This is a genomic window from Aeromicrobium sp. PE09-221 (assembly GCF_002174305.1).
In the GTDB taxonomy this organism is placed as follows: domain Bacteria; phylum Actinomycetota; class Actinomycetes; order Propionibacteriales; family Nocardioidaceae; genus Aeromicrobium.
On record NZ_MIJB01000086.1, the window covers coordinates 1 to 947 of the forward strand.

At 51.8% G+C, this 947-nt stretch carries 1 rRNA gene; it reads right to left on the minus strand.

The annotated features are described in order from the left end of the window. Positions 1 to 947 (minus strand): 23S ribosomal RNA (locus BHE97_RS19405); the annotation flags it as partial.

The following is a 947-nucleotide window of genomic DNA, read 5'->3' on the forward strand; positions in this document are numbered from 1 at the left end:
TCCTTCACCCGAGTTCTCTCAAGCGCCTTGGTATTCTCTACCCGACCACCTGTGTCGGTTTGGGGTACGATTCCTTACACTCTGAAGCTTAGAGGCTTTTCCTGGAAGCATGGCATAAATGACTTCACTACCGTAGTAGCACGACATCGTATCTCAGCGTTAAGAAAGTCCGGATTTAACTAAACTTTCCGCCTACGTAATTGAACCTGGACAACCGTCGCCAGGCCCACCTAGCCTTCTCCGTCCCACCATCGCAATTATAAGAAGTACGGGAATATTAACCCGTTTCCCATCGACTACGCCTTTCGGCCTCGCCTTAGGAGTCGACTTACCCTGCCCCGATTAACGTTGGACAGGAACCCTTGGTCTTCCGGCGAGGGAGTTTTTCACTCCCTTTATCGTTACTCATGTCAGCATTCGCACTTCTGATACCTCCAGCAGCCCTTACAGACCACCTTCAACGGCTTACAGAACGCTCCCCTACCCCACTCACATAAGTACGTAGCCGCAGCTTCGGTGTATAGCTTAGCCCCGTTACATCTTCCGCGCAGGCCGACTCGACCAGTGAGCTATTACGCTTTCTTTAAATGATGGCTGCTTCTAAGCCAACATCCTGGCTGTCTGAGCCTTCCCACATCGTTTCCCACTTAGCTATACTTTGGGACCTTAGCTGGCGGTCTGGGTTGTTTCCCTCTCCACGACGGACGTTAGCACCCGCCGTGTGTCCCCCGGATAGTACTTACTGGTATTCGGAGTTTGCAAAGGGTTGGTAAGTCGGGATGACCCCCTAGCCTTAACAGTGCTCTACCCCCAGTAGTATTCGTCCGAGGCGCTACCTAAATAGCTTTCGGGGAGAACCAGCTATCTCCAGGTTTGATTGGCCTTTCACCCCTAGCCACAAGTCATACGCTAATTTTCCAACATTAGTCGGTTCGGTCCTCCAGTCG